14 protein-coding genes are annotated in these 13,890 nt (G+C 68.4%); 6 read left to right on the top strand and 8 right to left on the bottom strand.

The window, feature by feature from the left end:
- Nucleotides 1-42: 42 nt before the first annotated feature.
- The gene (locus tag AUL33_RS04485) at nucleotides 43-1,206 is read right to left on the bottom strand and encodes a DNA recombination protein RmuC (RefSeq protein ID WP_062204308.1); all 1,164 of its coding nucleotides are present in this window, start codon (nucleotides 1,204-1,206) and stop codon (nucleotides 43-45) included.
- 98 nt (nucleotides 1,207-1,304) lie between these two features.
- Between AUL33_RS04485 and def the strand changes: the two genes are divergently transcribed.
- From def to truA, 3 genes are read left to right on the top strand one after another with little or no spacing between them, the layout of a single operon-like run.
- Nucleotides 1,305-1,823, top strand: coding sequence for a peptide deformylase (def, locus tag AUL33_RS04480; RefSeq protein ID WP_062204306.1), 519 nt, complete (start codon nucleotides 1,305-1,307; stop codon nucleotides 1,821-1,823).
- 13 nt (nucleotides 1,824-1,836) lie between these two features.
- Entirely contained in the window at nucleotides 1,837-2,784 is a 948-nt protein-coding gene (fmt, locus tag AUL33_RS04475; protein ID WP_062204293.1) for a methionyl-tRNA formyltransferase, read from the top strand.
- A gap of 1 nt (nucleotide 2,785) precedes the next feature.
- Nucleotides 2,786-3,535 carry a tRNA pseudouridine(38-40) synthase TruA gene (gene truA / locus AUL33_RS04470; protein ID WP_062204290.1) on the top strand — a complete coding sequence of 250 codons (750 nt, stop codon included), beginning with the start codon at nucleotides 2,786-2,788 and terminating at the stop codon, nucleotides 3,533-3,535.
- Between the two features lie 19 nt (nucleotides 3,536-3,554).
- Here the strand turns inward: truA and AUL33_RS04465 are convergent, their stop codons facing one another.
- Entirely contained in the window at nucleotides 3,555-4,178 is a 624-nt protein-coding gene (locus AUL33_RS04465) for a hypothetical protein (RefSeq protein WP_244491975.1), read from the bottom strand.
- Entirely contained in the window at nucleotides 4,150-5,331 is a 1,182-nt protein-coding gene (gene dapE, locus AUL33_RS04460) for a succinyl-diaminopimelate desuccinylase (RefSeq protein WP_062204285.1), read from the bottom strand. The genes AUL33_RS04465 and dapE overlap by 29 nt, the downstream gene beginning before the upstream one ends.
- Before the next feature lie 272 nt (nucleotides 5,332-5,603).
- On the opposite strand from dapE, the gene AUL33_RS22715 reads away from it, so the two are divergent.
- Nucleotides 5,604-6,938: a lytic transglycosylase domain-containing protein gene (locus AUL33_RS22715; protein WP_062204282.1), complete on the top strand. Its 1,335-nt coding sequence runs from the start codon at nucleotides 5,604-5,606 to the stop codon at nucleotides 6,936-6,938.
- Between the two features lie 82 nt (nucleotides 6,939-7,020).
- Here the strand turns inward: AUL33_RS22715 and dapD are convergent, their stop codons facing one another.
- The gene (gene dapD / locus AUL33_RS04450) at nucleotides 7,021-7,875 is read right to left on the bottom strand and encodes a 2,3,4,5-tetrahydropyridine-2,6-dicarboxylate N-succinyltransferase (protein WP_062204278.1); all 855 of its coding nucleotides are present in this window, start codon (nucleotides 7,873-7,875) and stop codon (nucleotides 7,021-7,023) included.
- 87 nt (nucleotides 7,876-7,962) lie between these two features.
- On the opposite strand from dapD, the gene AUL33_RS04445 reads away from it, so the two are divergent.
- On the top strand, nucleotides 7,963-8,841 hold the full coding sequence (locus tag AUL33_RS04445) for a TIGR00730 family Rossman fold protein (protein WP_062204275.1): 879 nt from the start codon (nucleotides 7,963-7,965) through the stop codon (nucleotides 8,839-8,841).
- 91 nt (nucleotides 8,842-8,932) lie between these two features.
- The gene (locus AUL33_RS04440) at nucleotides 8,933-9,244 is read left to right on the top strand and encodes a hypothetical protein (protein WP_062204272.1); all 312 of its coding nucleotides are present in this window, start codon (nucleotides 8,933-8,935) and stop codon (nucleotides 9,242-9,244) included.
- 12 nt (nucleotides 9,245-9,256) lie between these two features.
- Here AUL33_RS04440 and AUL33_RS04435 read toward each other — a convergent pair whose 3' ends face one another.
- The 4 genes from AUL33_RS04435 to argB all read right to left on the bottom strand — a co-directional run bounded on the left by AUL33_RS04435 (nucleotide 9,257) and on the right by argB (nucleotide 13,714).
- The gene (locus AUL33_RS04435; RefSeq protein WP_062204270.1) at nucleotides 9,257-9,982 is read right to left on the bottom strand and encodes a pyrimidine 5'-nucleotidase; all 726 of its coding nucleotides are present in this window, start codon (nucleotides 9,980-9,982) and stop codon (nucleotides 9,257-9,259) included.
- Nucleotides 9,983-10,040: 58 nt separating this feature from the next.
- The gene (locus tag AUL33_RS04430; protein WP_062204267.1) at nucleotides 10,041-11,231 is read right to left on the bottom strand and encodes an OprO/OprP family phosphate-selective porin; all 1,191 of its coding nucleotides are present in this window, start codon (nucleotides 11,229-11,231) and stop codon (nucleotides 10,041-10,043) included.
- A 145-nt stretch (nucleotides 11,232-11,376) separates the two neighbouring features.
- Nucleotides 11,377-12,684, bottom strand: coding sequence for an MFS transporter (locus tag AUL33_RS04425; RefSeq protein WP_062204264.1), 1,308 nt, complete (start codon nucleotides 12,682-12,684; stop codon nucleotides 11,377-11,379).
- Between the two features lie 145 nt (nucleotides 12,685-12,829).
- Nucleotides 12,830-13,714 (bottom strand): acetylglutamate kinase, encoded by an 885-nt coding sequence (gene argB / locus AUL33_RS04420; RefSeq protein WP_062204262.1) that lies wholly within the window; start codon nucleotides 13,712-13,714, stop codon nucleotides 12,830-12,832.
- Nucleotides 13,715-13,890 lie beyond the last annotated feature (176 nt).

The raw sequence follows: 13,890 nt of genomic DNA, 5'->3' as shown, positions 1-13,890 counted from the left end.
GTGGAAAACCCGAACAATGCAACATGAACGGACGGTTCTGTTTCATCGGAGCGTCACGGAGCCGTCGGCGCGCCGCTCATCGGGCGCCTCGTCCTCGATCTCGACCCGAGCGATCCGCTCTCCGCGACGGATCAGCTTCTCCGTCGAGACGAGGATCTGGTCCACGTCCCGGCCAGTCTGGGCGAAATGGGTCTTGAGCGAGGCAACCCTCGCGTCGAGTCTCTGCAGATCCTCGGCGAGAAGCAACACCTCCTTCTGGATACGCCCGGCCTCCTGTCGCATGCGCTGGTCCTTCAGAAGGGCCTTCACCACCTCGATCGACAGCATCAGGAGCGTCGGCGAGACGATCACCACCCGGGCGCGATGGGCACGTCGGATGACGTCCTCGAAATGCTCGTTCAGTTCGGCGAAGATCGATTCGGAGGGCACGAAGAGAAAGGCGGTGTCCTGCGTCTCGCCCGGCAGGAGATACTTTTCCGAGACCGCCCGGATATGCACGTCCATGTCGCGGCGCATGCGCTGGGCCGCGAAGACACGTGCGTCCTCGCCATCGGCCTCGCGAAAAGCCGTCCAGGCCTCGAGTGGAAACTTGGCGTCGATCGCCAGCGCCGGGGCACCGTTCGGCATCGGGATGAGACAGTCCGGCCGCTTGCCGTTGGAGAGCGTCGCCTGGAACGAGTAGGCACCGCGCGGCAAGGCGTCCATGATGATCGCCTCCATCCGCGCCTGCCCGAAGGCGCCGCGTGCCTGCTTGTTCGACAGGATGTCCTGCAGGCGCACGACCTCGCCGGCGAGATCGCGGATCTGCCCCTGCGCACGGTCGATCACCGCCAGCCGCTCGGCGAGGCGCGTCAGCGTCTCGCCCGTCTGGACCTGCGTCTCCTGGATCGAGCGGCCGACACGCACGCCCATCCCGTCGAGCCGTTCGCCGACCGTTCGCGCCAGCTCCGCCTGCCGGGCGCCGAGCATCTCGCCCATGCTCTGCATGCGCCCCGCGAGCTCGGCTTGCGCGCGCAGAATTGCCTCGCCCCGGCTCTCGTCCTCCTCTTCGAAGCCGTCCCCGCCGGCGCCCCGCCAGCGTCGCAGCAGCCAGACGACGATCGCCAGCCCGATCGCGACCGTCACCACTTCGCCGAGCGTCACGGCGTGGCCGGCGAGGACGAAGAGCGGCTGATCGAGGAGGGAGGCGAGGGCGGCGAATTCCATGGCGCGACGCTAGCGGATTCGCTAGGGTTCGGCCAGATCAAACCAAGAACATTTGCGACCCAGTTGACCGTTTCGGCGCTTGGTCTTACCTGACGATCATGACCGTCAAGCCTCTCGTCATCCTTCCCGATCCCATCCTGCGCCGCGCCTCGGAGCCGGTCCTGCGCGTCGATGCCGACGTCCGGCGTCTCGCCGACGACATGCTGGAGACCATGTACGACGCGCCGGGCATCGGCCTTGCCGCGATCCAGATCGGCGAGCCGCTCCGCATGCTGGTCATCGACCTGTCGAAGGAGGACGCCGAGGAAAAGGCGCCGCAGGTCTTCCTTAATCCGGAGGTCGTGCGTGCGTCGGACGAGCGCTCGGTCTACGAGGAAGGCTGTCTCTCGATCCCCGATTATTATGCCGAGGTCGAGCGCCCAGCCACGGTGACGCTGCGCTATCTCGGCCTCGACGGCTCGACCCACGAGATCGAGGCCGACGGACTGCTCGCGACCTGCCTGCAGCACGAGATCGACCATCTCGACGGGGTGCTCTTCATCGACCACATCTCGAAGCTCAAGCGCGACATGGTGATCCGCAAGTTCACCAAGTCGGCGAAGAAGGTGGCGGTCTGACCGGGTTCTCGCCATGGCTTTGACCCTCGTCTTCATGGGCACGCCGGAGTTTTCGGTGCCGACGCTGCGCGCGCTGGCCGAGGCCGGGCATCGCATCGCCGCCGTCTATTCGCAGCCGCCCCGGCCCGCCGGACGCCGCGGCCTGAGCCCGACGCCCTCGCCGGTGGCCCGCGAAGCCGAGCGGCTCGGCCTCGTCGTGCGCACGCCGGTCTCGCTGAAGGGCGAAGAGGAGCAGGCGGCCTTCGCCGCGCTCGGTGCCGATGTCGCTGTGGTCGTCGCCTACGGCTTGCTGCTGCCGCCGGCCGTTCTGGCCGCGCCGCGCTCCGGCGCGCTCAACGGCCACGGCTCGCTCCTGCCGCGCTGGCGCGGCGCCGCGCCGATCCAGCGCGCGATCGAGGCGGGCGATGCGGCCACCGGCATGATGGTGATGGGCATGGAGGCGGGGCTCGACACCGGGCCCGTGGCGCTGACGCGCGAACTGGGGATCGGCGCGAGCGAGACCGCCGGCGAGCTTCACGACCGCTTGTCGCAGGCCTCGGCCGAGCTGATGGTGGAGGCCTTGGCGCAATTGGAGACGGGAACGCTCGCTTTCGAGACGCAGGACGCCATCGCGCAACGCACCGGTCGCGCGCCGGCCTATGCCCGCAAGATCGAAAAGGGCGAGGCGCTCGTCGACTGGAGCCGGCCCGCGAGCGAGATCGTTCGCCGCATCAACGCCTTCTCGCCGTTTCCCGGCGCCTGGACGATGCTGGACGGCGAACGCCTGAAGCTCCTGCGCGCCGTCGCGGAGCCGGGCGAAGGCCCTGCCGGCACGGTGCTGGGCGACGGGCTGCTGGTGGCGGCGGGCGAGGGCGCTGTCCGGCTTCTCGAGGTGCAGAAGGCGGGCGGGCGCGTGTCTTCGGCAGCCGATTTCCTGCGGGGAACGCCGGTGCCCGCCGGCGCCCGCCTCGGCGCTCCCTAAGATGCCGCGCTACAAGCTCACCATCGAATATGACGGCGCCCCCTATGTCGGCTGGCAGCGCCAGAAGAACGGATTGTCGGTGCAGGAAACCGTCGAGATCGCGCTGAAGGCGTTCTGCGGCGAGGACGTGACGCTGTTCGGCGCGGGCCGCACCGATGCCGGGGTCCACGCGACGGGGCAGGTCGCCCATGTCGATATTCCGAAACTCTGGCCGATCGACACGGTGCGCGATGCGCTGAATGCGTATCTGCGGGAGGAGGGCGGCGTCGCCATCCTCGCCGCCGAAATCGTGCCCGAGACGTTCGACGCCCGGTTCTCGGCCCGCAAGCGGCACTACCTCTACCGCATCCTCAATCGGCGGCCGCCGCCGACCGTGCTCAAGGGCCATGTCTGGTGGGTCTGGAAGAGCCTGGACGTCGAGGCGATGAACGCGGCGGCGCAGCGGCTGCTCGGGACGCATGATTTCCACACGTTCCGCTCGGTGAACTGTCAGGCGAAAAGCCCGATCCGCACGCTCGACCGGCTCGACGTCGTAACGGGGCCCGGCGGCGAGGTGCATATCCACGCCTCCGCGCAGTCCTTCCTCCACAACCAGATCCGATCGCTCGCCGGCTCGCTGAAGCTCGTCGGCGACCATCGCTGGAGCGACGGGGATCTCGTCGCCGCCCTCGAAGCGCGGGACCGCAAGCGCTGCGGCCCGGTGGCGCCACCTGACGGGCTCTACCTCACGCAGGTCGACTACGCATCTTAAGCCGGCTCGCGCCGGCGGCTCAGACGAGCGGCACCTGCAGGAGGTCGGAGACGGCGCCGTAGGAAAGAAGCGACGAGATGACCATCATCGTCACGATGGCGATCGAGAAGGGCACGTCGCTGCCGGTGGCCTGGACGATCAGGCGCACCGTCAGGACGATCGACGCCGCCGAAATCAGGATGCCGAGAAGTTGCATCGCGGCATTCGGCCCGGTGAACATCAGGAGCAGGAAGAAGGGCGAGAAGGCCCAGGTCAGGAGCGCGCCGCCCCAGTTGGTCGCGATGACGAAGGGCACGATCTTGCGCGTGAAGCCGAGATGCCGCGCCGCCACCATCATGACGAGGATCGGCAGCAGCCACGCCGTAAGGTCGGCCAGCGCATGGGCGGCGTAGGCCGTGGTCTCGTGCCCACCGGCGGCGAGGCCGGCACGCTCCACCCGCTCGAACTCCAGCCAGGAGAGGATGGTGGGCGGCAGCGCCACGAGGATGGCGGCGAAGGATCGCCAGAAGCCGTCGGCCGAGAGGTCGAGACGGTCGAGCCCGTCGCGATGGCCCGCCATCAACCGCGCCGCGCCGGTGAAGTAGCGGGCGATTTCCGGCAGGCTCGGAAGGAAATCAGGACTGGGCGGCGAACCAGCGGGCAACGAAGGTTTCATAGATGGCCGTCAGCGTTTCGAGGTCGGAAAGGGCGACCCGCTCATTGGTCATATGCATGGTCTTGCCGACAAGCCCGAATTCGACGACGGGGCAATGGTTCTTGATGAAGCGGGCGTCCGACGTGCCGCCCGAGGTGGAGAGTTCGGGCCGGCGACCGGTCACCGCCTCGATCGCGCCAGCCAGTTCGGCCGTCAGCGGGCCCGGTTCGGTGCGAAACACGTCCGACGGCGGCTCGCGCCACGCCACGGCATAGGTCCCAGGCCCGTCCACCACGCCAAGCACCGCTTCGATCCGTCGCACCACCTCGGCCCGCAGCGTCTCGGCCGTCCAGCGGTCGTTGAAGCGGATGTTGAAGGCGATCGTGATCCCTGCCGGAATGACGTTGGTGGCGCCGTTGCCGGTGTCCACCGAAGTGATTTCGAGGTTGGAGGGCTGGAACGCCTGCGTCCCCTCGTCGAGCGGCGTGTCGAGAAGCGCCGCGAGCGTGGGCGCCAGCCGGCGGGCGGGGTTGTCGGCGAGATGGGGATAGGCGACATGGCCTTGCGTGCCCTTCAGCGTCACGGTTCCCGACAGCGAGCCGCGCCGGCCGATCTTCATCATGTCGCCGAGCCGGTCGGGATTGGTGGGCTCGCCGACGAGGCAGGCGTCGTATCGCTCGCCGCGCCCCTCGGCGAAGGCCAGCAGCTTCACCGTGCCGTTGATCGCCGGGCCCTCTTCGTCGCCGGTGACGAGAAAGGAGATCCGCCCCGGCGGTAGGGCGCCGCGTTCCTCCAGGCGCGCCAGCGCCGCCACGAAGCAGGCGATGCCGCCTTTCATGTCCACGGCGCCGCGACCGTAGAGTTCGCCCTCGGCGATCTCGCCGGCGAAGGGTCCGAGGTGCCATTGCGACTCGTCGCCGGGCGGAACCACGTCGGTATGGCCGGCGAAGCACAGGTGCGGACCCTTGGTCCCGCGCCGCGCCAGCAGGTTTTCCACATCTGCTGTGCCCTCGTCCGAGAAGGTCGGACGCAGCGTCTCGAAGCCGAGCGGCGCGAGCATCGATTCGAGGGCACCGAGCGCGCCGGCGTCCTGCGGCGTCACGGATCGGCAGCGCAGAAGGGCGACGAGGTTGGCGGCGGGATCGACGGGAAGGGCGCTCATAAGCTGCTCCTTAGACGAGCCTATCGCGGGCGTCACGGGGTTCCAAGCTGGTGCCGACCCGTCTTTCCTTTCGTCGGGGGGTGGTGTCTTTCGGCAACATTGCGGTAACCTTCGTGAACGGATCGTAACTTTCGCCCAAGGCCTGCCATGTTTCGGCCGGGTTCGGCGCCAAGTTCGCTCTGCATGGGAAACGGCCTTGGGGATTCTGCATGACGATACGGCGGGCTGAAGGAGTTCGGGTTCCCTCGTGGCGATCCGGCCGTCTGGTTTCGGTGGCGACCCTCGCCCTCCTCGCACCGCTGACATTGTCGGCTTGCGTCTCCGACGGAGACAAGCTCACCGGCACCGCCAATCTCGCGCCGAAGGCCGGCGAGGGCACCGACGTCGCTTCCTCGACGTCCACCGCTCCTCGCGCCATCATCGAGATCGCCGGCGCCGACAAGGGTCCCACCCGCGTCACGCTGCCGTCCTCGCGTCCGATCGAGGCCGAGCGCGGTGCCCGGGTCGTCGCCGCCAAGGCTGTTGCGCCCGTTGCTGCCGCCCCTGCGGCTGCCGCGTCCGCCGCTGCAGTCGTGGTTCAGGCCGAGCCGAAGGGTCTGACGACCCGCGCGGTGGAAACCGCGATCGCCGCCAAGGATGCGGCCAAGGATGGCGTCGTCGCCGCTAAGGACACCGTGGTCGCGGGCGCCAGCCGCGTCGGCGCCGGTGCCTCGGCCGTCGCCAACGTCTCCGTCGCCACCATGAAAAACGTCGCGCAGGCCGTCGGCGACACGATCTCGGGCGATCCGAAGATCGACCGTCTCATCGCCGAAGCCGCCGACGAAAACGATATTCCGCGCGAGCTCGCCTATGCGGTCGTGCGCGTCGAGAGCCACTACAATCCGCGTGCCCGCGGCTCCGGCGTCTACGGCCTGTCGCAGATCAAGCCCGCCACCGCGCGCGGTCTCGGCTTCTCCGGTCCGGCCGAGGGCCTTCTCGATCCCGAGACGAACCTCCGCTACGGCATGCGCTACCTCAAGGGCGCCTGGGAGCAGGGCGGCGGCGACGTCTGCCAGGCGGCGATGAAGTACAAGGGCGGGCATCGCACCACCGTCATGTCGAAGTCGGCGAGCGTCTACTGCTCGAACGTGAAGCGCCACATCGCGGCGTTCCGTGCCCGCAAGACCCCCGCCATGTCCCCGGATGCGACGCTGGTCGCCGCCGTGGAGCCGACCGTGAGGCCCGGCCTGATCGCGCGCACCGTCGCCGCGTCTCCCGCCCGCCAGCCAGCCAAGATCGTCATCGCGAAGTCCGAGACGTTGCCCGGCGTGCCGGCTTCCGCCGCGGCCATCGTCGCGTCGCCGCAGGGGACGAGCGGTGCCGCGGCCGCTACGGCGTCCGTCGCGATGCCCAAGGCTGCGCCCCGTGTCGCTGAGCGGGACGTGACGGTCGCCGACAACCGTCCCGTTGCTAATGCCAACGGGGCCATCCCGCTCGGCGGCATGGTCGGTGGGCGCGTCGTGCGCCAGGCGCCGAAGCCGCTGCCCGATGCCGACCGGTTCGGTGGCAGCTTCGACGCCTCCTCGCCTTCGGGCGGCGCTCCGGCCGGTGGCCTCGGCTTCAACTGATTTCAGCCGGAGACGGCTAGAATGAAAAAAGGCCGGGTGCGCAAGCGCCCGGCCTTTTCTTCGGGTGCGTCGGCGGGGCAGCTCAGCTGCGCAGAAGCTCGTTGACGCTGGTCTTCGAACGCGTGCGCTCGTCCACACGCTTGACGATCACGGCGCAGTAAAGCGCCGGACCGGGCTCGCCATTGCCCATCGCACGGCCCGGCAGGGAGCCGGCCACCACGACGGAATAGGGCGGCACTTCGCCATAGGTGATCGAGCCGGTCTCACGATCGACGATCTTCGTCGACTGGCCGATGAAGACGCCCATGCCGAGCACCGCGCCCTCGCGCACGATGCAGCCCTCGACCACTTCGGATCGGGCGCCGATGAAGCAATTGTCCTCGATGATGGTGGGGCCGGCCTGCAGGGGCTCCAGCACGCCGCCGATGCCGACGCCGCCCGAGAGGTGGACGTTGCGGCCGATCTGCGCGCAGGAGCCGACGGTGGCCCAGGTGTCGACCATCGTGCCCTCGCCGACGGAGGCACCGAGATTGACGAAGGACGGCATCAGGATGGCGTTGCGGCCGATATGGGCGGAGCGGCGCACGATGGCGCCCGGCACGGCGCGAAAGCCCGCCTCGCGGAAGCGGTTCTCGCCCCAGCCCTCGAACTTCGAGGGCACCTTGTCCCACCAGGTGGCGCCGCCGGGGCCGCCCTCGACGACGCTCATGTCGTTGAGGCGGAAGGACAGGAGCACCGCCTTCTTCAGCCACTGGTGGACGGTCCACGTGCCGTCCTCACCACGCGTGGCGACCTTCGCCTCGCCGCGGTCGAGAAGGTCGAGCGCCGTGTCGACGGCGTCGCGGACCTCGCCCGTCGTCGCGGCGTCGATGCCGTCGCGGGCGTCGAAGGCGGCCTCGACGATGCGTTCGAGATCGGCGTGGGAGCCAGCGGTCATCTTCGGAGATCTCCGGGAGGGGTTTCGAGCGGGTCCGTTCTCCTAGTAGAAGGACCCCCAACAATCAATCGAAGCGGGCCGATGCCAATGACCGAGGATGGGCGCAACCAATTGCCGGCGACCGGGCGCGAGACCGAGGATGGCGGCTTCTCGCCGTTCCCCGATTCCGTCACCGACCGCCAGCAGCAGGCGGGCAAGCCGCGCACGCCGCAGACGCTGTCGCCGACCTATCGGCTGGCCTATGACGACCCGGACTTCCTGGGATCGGAGGCGATGCGCGGGGTGCGCCTGCAGCTCGAACTGATGAAGGCGGAGATGGGCCTGCGCGAAGCCGGCATCCTCTCCACCGTCGTCCTCTTCGGCGGGGCGCGGATCCCCGAGCCCGGCAAACCGGCCTGGGCGGCCCGCAACGCCGGGCAGGCGGCGCGGCTGGAGGCCAACAGCCACTATTACGACGAGGCGCGGCGCTTTGCCCAACTGGCCTCGCAGCATTCGGCCAACAGCTCCGGCGGCAAGGAGTTCGTGATCGTCACCGGCGGGGGGCCGGGCGTGATGGAGGCGGGCAACCGGGGCGCGGCGGATGTCGGCGGCGTGTCGATCGCGTTGAACATCACGCTGCCGCACGAGCAGGCGCCGAACCCCTACGCCACGCCCGAGCTGTGCTTCAACTTCCACTACTTCGCCGTGCGCAAGATGCATTTTCTGCTGCGGGCCAAGGCGATGGTGGCCTTTCCCGGCGGCTTCGGCACGCTGGACGAATTGTTCGAGGCGTTGACGCTGATGCAGACCGGCCGCATGGCGCGCATGCCGGTGATCCTCTTCGGCGAGGCTTTCTGGCGCCGGCTGATCGACTTCGACTTCCTGGCCGAGGAGGGCACGATCGCGCCCGGCGACGTCGAGCTCTTCCGATTCGCCGACACGGCCGAGGACGGATGGCGGATGATCCGGGACTTCTACGAGTTCTGACACCGGCCGGGCTTCGGGAACCGCCGGCTCGCGGCTGCCGTTCGAAAGGGGAGACGGCGCGCCGTGGGCCGCCACCAGACAGGGGCGATCCATGGGCGACCTCGACACCGATCCGAAGATGATGCGCGCGCAGCAGGACAAGGACGCCGCCGAGACGATGGCGCCCGACGAGACGCGCGAGGCGCCGAAGGCCGGCGATACCGACGATGTCAGCGGCGCTGCGCGAAAAGCCGCGATCGAGGGGCGCGTCGAGGACGGGCGCGATCCGCTGGATGTGGTCCTCGAGGCCAATCGTGCCGCGATCGAGCCGGGCGGCAAGACGACGGAGCGCAGCCCACAGGAGCGGGCGGCCGCCGAAAAGGCCTCGCTGGCGCAGCCGGGACGATCGCGCCTCGGCTCCTGACGAGCCGTCCCGTCAGTCCGGCCGAACGCGCTGAAGGAAGCGGGTGAGATCGTCGGTGACGAAATCGATATGCTCGCCCTCGCGCCCCTCGTGCTCCCAGACGTCGCCGAGCGTCGTCTCGAAGTTTTCGGGCACGATGAGGACGGTGCGCATACCCAGCGCCTTCGGCACGGTCAGGTTGCGTGCGAGATCCTCGAACATGGCGGCGTGCGCCGTGTCGATGCGGTGCAGGCCCATGAACTTATCGTAGGCTTCGGCGGCAGGCTTGGGCACCAGGCCGGCGGCGACGATGTCGAAGATATCCTCGAAATGCTCGAAGATGCCGAGTTGGCGCGCGGTGCGCTCGGCATGGCCGCGGTCGCCGTTGGTGAAGATGAACTTGCGGCCGGGCAGGGCAGCGATCTCGGCGCCGAGCGCGGGATCGGGCGTCAGCCAGGAATAATCGATGTCGTGGACATAGGAGAGGAAGGCGTCCGGGTCGATCTTGTGGACGCTCATCAGGCCGCGCAGCGTCGTGCCGTATTCGCGGTAGAAGGCCTTCTGCACCCCGCGCGCCTCCTCGGGCGGCACCTGCAGCAGCTCGGCGACGAACGCGGTCATCCGGGCATCGATCTGTGAAAACAGGTCCGTCCGGCGCGGATAGAGCGTGTTGTCGAGATCGAAGACCCAGGTGTGGACATGGGCGAAGTCGCCCTTCGTGGCCTCGGCCGTACGGCGGATCGTGGTGTTTTCGCTCATGCGCCTTTTCGCCATGGCAGGGCGGTCCGCGTCAACCGGCGAATGGGCGCGGCGCGAATCAATAGATGATCGCCGCGCGCAGGAGGGTCGCGTTCACCCGGTCGCCCTCATTCGGCCCGTCGTTCACCTGCGTATAGGTGTGGCTGGCGGTGAAGCGCAGGATGTCGGTCGGGTACCAGTTCAGGATCGCCGTGCCCGCCAGTTCCGAGCCGCCGTCATCGGCGTCCGTCAGGTCGAGCGCGTCGAAGCGGGCGCCGATCTCGAAGGCGCCGATGCCGCCCTTCGTGACCGCATGCGCGGGCTTCACCTGCTCGAACTGGCCTGAGGACGCCTCGTATTTGCGATGGTCGTCGGTGAGGAAGAGGAGAGCGGAGGCGTAGCCGCCGTGAACGGTGGCCGAGCCGTCGTCGAGCGCATCGACGCGGCTCAGCGTGTACTCGCTTTGCAGGGTCAGGCGACCGAGCGTCGCGGCGAATTCCACGTTCAGCGACAGGAGTTCCGCCGATCCGTCGAAGTCGCCGGTGGAGACAGGCGAGGCCGAGACGAGATTGGTGCCGACGCCTCCCGAAAAGGACAAAGGCTCCTGCCGGTCGAAGCCGCCGGCAAGGCCGAGGCCGAAATGCACGGCATCCGCACCCTCGAGATAGGGTGCATAGCTGCCGCGCGCGGCCAGCGTCACGCCGTCGTCGAAGGGCTGATCGTTGATGTCGCCGCCGAAGACGCCGCCCGAAAGGCTCCAGCGCTCGCCGCCGGCCAGCGCCGCGATGCCGGTGCCGTCCGAGAGTTGCAGTCCGGCGTTCAGGCCGTTCTCGGCAAAGGTCGCCGAGCGGCTGCCCATCATCTGCTGCATGGAGAACGGTACCGTCTGGTAGCCGCCCTGCAGCGTCAGCGTCTCGTTCAGCTTGTAGTTCAGATAGGCGTAGGTGACGGGCGAGGTCTCGAGGTTGGCGAAGTCCACCGTGAGACGCCCGCCGAGATCGTCATAGCCGAAATCGACATAGAGCCGGCCGCGCCGCACCTCGCCGTTGCGCCGGTCGGCTTCGCCCACGAGATCGCGCGGCGATGAGGACGCCCAGCCACCGTCGAACTGGACGAAGGGCGAGAACTGGATGTAGCGCTCGTCGTCGCCGATGCGCGGCGCGCGCTCCACGGTCTCGACGATCGATCGGTCCGACGCCTCCTGCGCCCATGCCGAAGCCGGCGTCAGGGCGAGAAGGATCAAGGCGAGCGGGAACAGGTGGCGGGACATGGGGCTCCTCTGCCGTCGGCGGCGGCACAAGCCTCCCGTCCCATCCGAGCCCATCTTATTCCAGTGCGGTGCGGCAACAGGTCATTCCGGAACCCGCTTCGGACATTTCGGTCAGGTGAGATCGCGCGCCGGCCCGGCGACCGCGTCAGGCATGTGTCGCCGTCTGATCCTGGGGCGCCGGCGAGAACAGAAGCGCGATCGCGGTGATCACGGCGGCGGCGGTGAGATAATAGCCGACTGCCGCGAGCCCGTGGTCGGTGGCGAGACGCGTCGCCACGTAGGGTGCGAGCGAGGCGCCGACGATGCCACCGAGGTTGAAGGTCAGCGAAGCGCCGGTGTAGCGCACGGCCGTCGGGAAGAGCTCGGACAGCGCCGTGCCGAGCGGGCCGTAGGTGAGGCCCATCAGCGCGAAGCCGACGACCTGGAAGGCGATGACGCTGGCCGTCGTGCCCGCGCCGAACAGCGGCTGGAACAGGAAGCCGAAGAGGCCGATGCCGAGCGTCGCCGCCAGCAGCATCGCCTTCGAGCCGAACCGGTCGGCCAGCAGCGCCGAGACCGGGATCGCCAGACCGAAGAACACGACGCCGACCATCTGGATCGGCAGGAAGGTTGAGCGGTCGAAGCCGAGGGGGCCGGTGCCCCAGGAGAGGACGAAGGTCGTCATCAGATAGAAGAGGACGAAGGTGGCGGCAGCACCGAACGTGCCGGCGAGAAGCCGCGCCTTGTGGCGGGCGAAGACCTCGACGATCGGCACGGCGACGCGCTCGTGCCGGTCGATGGCGTTCTGAAAGGCGGGCGTCTCGTGGATCTTCAGACGGACATAGAGGCCGACGAAGACGAGAAGCGCCGAGGCGATGAAGGGCAGCCGCCAGCCGAAGGCGAAGAACTGCTCGTCGCTCATCAGGTCGCTGAGGAGAAGGAAGGAGCCGGTGGCGCAGATGAAGCCGATGGGGGCGCCGAGCTGCGGGAACATGCCGTACCACGCGCGCTTGCCCGGCGGGGCGTTCTCCGTGGCCAGCAGCACCGCGCCGCCCCACTCACCGCCCAACCCGAGACCCTGGCCGAGGCGGCAGAGCGCCAGAAGCAGCGGCGCGGCGACGCCGGCCTGCGCAAAGGTCGGCAGCAGGCCGATGGCGACGGTGGAGAGGCCCATCGTCATCAGCGCGGCGACGAGCGTCGCCTTGCGCCCGATCCGATCGCCGAAATGGCCGAAGATCGCCGCGCCGATCGGCCGTGCGAAAAAGGCGATGGCGAAGGTCGCGAAGGACTGCAGCATCGCGGTCGTCGGCTCGGCGTTCGGAAAAAACAGGTGCGGGAACACCAGCACCGCGGCCGTCGCGTAGATGTAGAAGTCGAAGAACTCGATCGTCGTGCCGATGAGGCTGGCGAAGAGCACGCGGCCCTTGGAGTTTCCGGGCGCGGCGGCGAGGGCGGCAGGTTGGGTGAGGGACACGGGCGCTTGCTGACCTTGGGCATGGGGGAAGGGCGTACCCGAAGGTACGCGCCGCCGCAGTACCAAAGGGTACGCCCTCATGCAAGCCGTTCGTATGTATTCCTTATGGATGGATCGCCCGGCAAAGCCAGACGATCCCCGTCGATCAGGGAACGATGAGGGTTCCCGCGCCGTGCTCGGTCAGGAGTTCGAGCAGCACGGCATGCAGCACCTTGCCGTTGAGGATGACGACGCCGGCGACGCCCCGGTCGATGGCCTCGATGCAGGTTTCGACCTTCGGGATCATGCCGCCCGAGATCGTGCCGTCGGCGATGAGGGCGCGGGCCTGCGCCACCGACAGCTCCTTGATGAGCTGGCCGTCGCGATCGAGGACGCCCGGCACGTCGGTGAGGAAGAGGAGGCGCGCGGCCTGCACCGCGCCGGCGATGGCGCCGGCGAACGTGTCGGCGTTGATGTTGTAGGTCGCGCCGTCGCGGCCCGGCGCCACCGGCGCGATGACCGGGATCATCTCGGAGCGGGCGAGAAGGTCGAGGAGCGTACGATCGACCTCCACGGGCTCGCCGACGAAGCCGAGATCGAGCACCCGCTCGATGTTCGAATCGGGATCGGTGACGACCTTCTTCGCCTTCTCGGCGAAGACCATGTTGCCGTCCTTGCCGCAGAGACCAATCGCCCACTCGCCCTCGGCATTGATGAGCGCGACGATCTCCTTGTTGATGGAGCCGGCCAGGACCATCTCGACGATCTCGACGGTGCGCTCGTCGGTGACGCGCAGCCCGTGCTCGAACCGGCTTTCGATGCCCATCTTCTCGAGCATCCGGCCGATCTGCGGGCCGCCGCCATGCACCACGATCGGGTTGATGCCGGACTGCTTCAGAAGCGCGATGTCGCGCGCGAAGGCCTTGCCGAGCGCCGGATTGCCCATGGCGTGGCCGCCATATTTCACGACCACCGTCTTGTGCTCGTAGGCCTGCATGAAGGGCAGGGCTTCGGCGAGAAGACTCGCCTGCATTTCCGCTTGGTCGTTCATCGTTCACCCGGGCAACGCAAAGGATGCGCGGGGTGTAGCGCGCCAGCGCCGCGGAATGAAGCGTTCCCTTCGTGAAAGATCCGCGACGGTGCCAGGCACAATCCAAAGGACAAACGTTATCGTGCGATTTACGTCATGCGTGTAATGTCGCCGCCGGGTTGGAACCGGGAGCGGCA

The organism is Aureimonas sp. AU12 (assembly GCF_001463705.1).
Classification (GTDB): Bacteria; Pseudomonadota; Alphaproteobacteria; order Rhizobiales; family Rhizobiaceae; genus Aureimonas.
Note: the sequence above shows the minus strand (reverse complement) of the source record. Positions and strands in the feature narration are given on the sequence as shown.

What these genes read in the sequence shown, in the direction of transcription:
- AUL33_RS04485 (WP_062204308.1), bottom strand. Translation starts at nt 1,206, where the DNA reads ATGGAATTCGCCGCCCTCGCCTCCCTCCTCGATCAGCCGCTCTTCGTC.
- AUL33_RS04430 (WP_062204267.1), bottom strand. Translation starts at nt 11,231, where the DNA reads ATGTCCCGCCACCTGTTCCCGCTCGCCTTGATCCTTCTCGCCCTGACG.
- AUL33_RS04435 (WP_062204270.1), bottom strand. Translation starts at nt 9,982, where the DNA reads ATGAGCGAAAACACCACGATCCGCCGTACGGCCGAGGCCACGAAGGGC.
- fmt (WP_062204293.1), top strand. Translation starts at nt 1,837, where the DNA reads ATGGCTTTGACCCTCGTCTTCATGGGCACGCCGGAGTTTTCGGTGCCG.
- dapD (WP_062204278.1), bottom strand. Translation starts at nt 7,875, where the DNA reads ATGACCGCTGGCTCCCACGCCGATCTCGAACGCATCGTCGAGGCCGCC.
- AUL33_RS04440 (WP_062204272.1), top strand. Translation starts at nt 8,933, where the DNA reads ATGGGCGACCTCGACACCGATCCGAAGATGATGCGCGCGCAGCAGGAC.
- AUL33_RS04445 (WP_062204275.1), top strand. Translation starts at nt 7,963, where the DNA reads ATGACCGAGGATGGGCGCAACCAATTGCCGGCGACCGGGCGCGAGACC.
- argB (WP_062204262.1), bottom strand. Translation starts at nt 13,714, where the DNA reads ATGAACGACCAAGCGGAAATGCAGGCGAGTCTTCTCGCCGAAGCCCTG.
- dapE (WP_062204285.1), bottom strand. Translation starts at nt 5,331, where the DNA reads ATGAGCGCCCTTCCCGTCGATCCCGCCGCCAACCTCGTCGCCCTTCTG.
- truA (WP_062204290.1), top strand. Translation starts at nt 2,786, where the DNA reads ATGCCGCGCTACAAGCTCACCATCGAATATGACGGCGCCCCCTATGTC.
- def (WP_062204306.1), top strand. Translation starts at nt 1,305, where the DNA reads ATGACCGTCAAGCCTCTCGTCATCCTTCCCGATCCCATCCTGCGCCGC.